The 2,134-nt window shown below is 52.0% G+C and carries 3 protein-coding genes; all 3 read right to left on the minus strand.

Annotation, left to right across the window (positions count from 1 at the left end; genetic code table 11):
* Positions 1-85 precede the first annotated feature (85 nt).
* Positions 86-532: a hypothetical protein gene (locus VLH40_00225; GenBank protein ID HSV30437.1), complete on the minus strand. Its 447-nt coding sequence runs from the start codon at positions 530-532 to the stop codon at positions 86-88.
* A gap of 51 nt (positions 533-583) precedes the next feature.
* On the minus strand, positions 584-1,693 hold the full coding sequence (locus tag VLH40_00230; protein ID HSV30438.1) for a GNAT family N-acetyltransferase: 1,110 nt from the start codon (positions 1,691-1,693) through the stop codon (positions 584-586).
* 136 nt (positions 1,694-1,829) lie between these two features.
* Positions 1,830-2,006 carry a metallophosphoesterase family protein gene (locus VLH40_00235; GenBank protein HSV30439.1) on the minus strand — a complete coding sequence of 59 codons (177 nt, stop codon included), beginning with the start codon at positions 2,004-2,006 and terminating at the stop codon, positions 1,830-1,832.
* Positions 2,007-2,134 lie beyond the last annotated feature (128 nt).

A 2,134-nucleotide genomic window follows, 5' to 3' on the forward strand; every position in this document is an offset into this window, starting at 1 on the left:
CTTTGCGCTTCATTCCCTAATCTCCCACAGGTGGTTTTCGGCTATCAGGTTGTTGGGTAGCGCGTAGTCACCAGCCTGTGCCGTGCTACGCCCGGCACAGGCTGGCTGGTGAGTTTTTCCGCGCAGGAACCCGTTCGAATGCCCTGGCCACATGGGCCGCGGTGGGTTCGGGCCGCCTGGTTTCGTTTTCCGCGAGTTGCTTAAACTCGTCGTCCGGGACAGTATCCAGGATGCCCCGGTTTACATTGACGGGTTTGGGAAAAAGATCGCCGGCGGCGGCCTTGGCCTGGTGCAGTTTCTTGGCGAAACCGTCGAACTGGCTGTAGGTGCCCAGAACGCCATACAGCTGTCGCCCGCCGAGAATGGTGAGCTTCTGACGAAAGGCTTCAACGATCTTGGTATTCTTCATTCCCTTTCCCTTTTCCCCTTTGCACATCAGTGCGACCACTCCGGCAAGCGCGTGCTTGGTCGTGAACTGGCGGATGTTATCGATTTCCGATACTGCTGAGCAACCCCTGGTTACGCAACTCATAACTACTAACCTCCCCTAACATTGGGGGGAGAAATTACCGTCGCTACTTGGTTATGAAAATCTTACTACACCAAGTAACAGGACCAGCCATACAACCAACATTGACCAGACCAGCTTATTCCAAAGAAATATCTTCCGGCCGTCAAATCCATCAAATGGAAAAATCGGCAGCAGGTTGAACAAAGCCAGGTTGACGTTTATCCGGGCCCCGAATATTCCCACTGTTGCAAGCCATTCGGTATTTGCCCAATGGGTTAAACCCAGGAAGCAGGAAGCCAATGCCAGGCTGATAACCGGACCAACACTGTAGATCAAACCCATCAGGCTAATTCGCTTGTTATACGGCCAATCTCTTTGTTGAATAAACGTCGAACCATAAAAATATTGAAAAAAACCAACGCCCAGAAAAGACAATAAAGCGCCTAAGGCCAATCCCGATTCCCAGACTTTAAACACGGTTTTAAGGCGAAAGAAACCGGCAGCGAGCTTGTGGGATAGTTCATGGGCCAGTATGCTGGTTCCCGCAACACCCAAAATAAGCGGAATGGCCTCGGGTGATGGATCGCCAAACACGATCTGCATGGCCAGAATACCGAAACTGAAGACGAACCAAGCCAGAAGTAGATGCCATCCCTCTGCGGCCTCGCGCGGTATCTGGTTCTTTGTGCCTGTATGTCTCAATATAAAAGTTCCCGGCTCCCAAAGGTAGCCGTTAACCAACCACAACTGAAGCATCCGCCAACCAAAATCTTTAAACTGCTCATTGAATTCAAACGGTGTGAAACCATAGTGCAGGAACATATTCCATGAGCCGGAGTTGTAACGGTTCACAAGGACATAGTATGTTTGGCATCCTTCTTCCCGAAAACGAGACAGGGCGGCATCCACCAATATTTTACCCACCCCTTTTCTTTGAACAGCACGATCAACGAAAATCCCACCCACAATCCCTACTTTTTCTCCGCCGAGGGTGGCAACTTTCGGGATAACGCAGCCGATAACCTTCTCTTTATCAACAGCAACCAGAGCATCGGTTCGATGCGGTTTATAAGTCAGATAGTAAAAATAGTACCGCTCCAGTATGCTCAGTGTTTTCGCAACTCGCCAGACTGCCGCATCATCACCGGGCTGGACCTTGCGAACAAAAATGTCCCTGCACATTGGCCGCCCCCTCCTCCTCCCTGTAGTCTTCTGAAGGCGCAAGCTCCGGCGGCCCTCCTTCGCCGGTAACTTGTGCGAACTTGTGAGTCTGCCAAGTTATTAAGGCTATTTTGTTTATGTTTGGGATCAGGAACTATTAACTCCCCCCATTATTGGGAAAGGGGGCGTAGCCGACCAGATCCCCCAGGCAGACCAGGTGCTCCACTCCACATGAGGCGATGTCCGACAGGACCGCCTCCCGGGCGGGGGCATTACCGTGGATATCGGAAAAAACGGCGATTGTCATGGGCGGGGGGGGGAAACGCCTATTCATCGTCCTCTTCATCGTCCTCTTCATCGTCCTCTTCCCGGCTATCGCTCTCTTTTTCACACTCGGAATGTTCCTCTTCCTCCGGCGGGATCTCCGGTTCCACCGAAGTGATCCGGAATTCCGGTCTCGTG

It is taken from the genome of Atribacteraceae bacterium (assembly GCA_035477455.1).
Taxonomy (GTDB): Bacteria; Atribacterota; Atribacteria; order Atribacterales; family Atribacteraceae; genus DATIKP01.

Bases quoted from the DNA above. Each gene is read 5' to 3' on its own strand.
- VLH40_00230 (HSV30438.1), bottom strand. From the start codon at position 1,693: ATGTGCAGGGACATTTTTGTTCGCAAGGTCCAGCCCGGTGATGATGCG.
- VLH40_00235 (HSV30439.1), bottom strand. From the start codon at position 2,006: ATGAATAGGCGTTTCCCCCCCCCGCCCATGACAATCGCCGTTTTTTCC.
- VLH40_00225 (HSV30437.1), bottom strand. From the start codon at position 532: ATGAGTTGCGTAACCAGGGGTTGCTCAGCAGTATCGGAAATCGATAAC.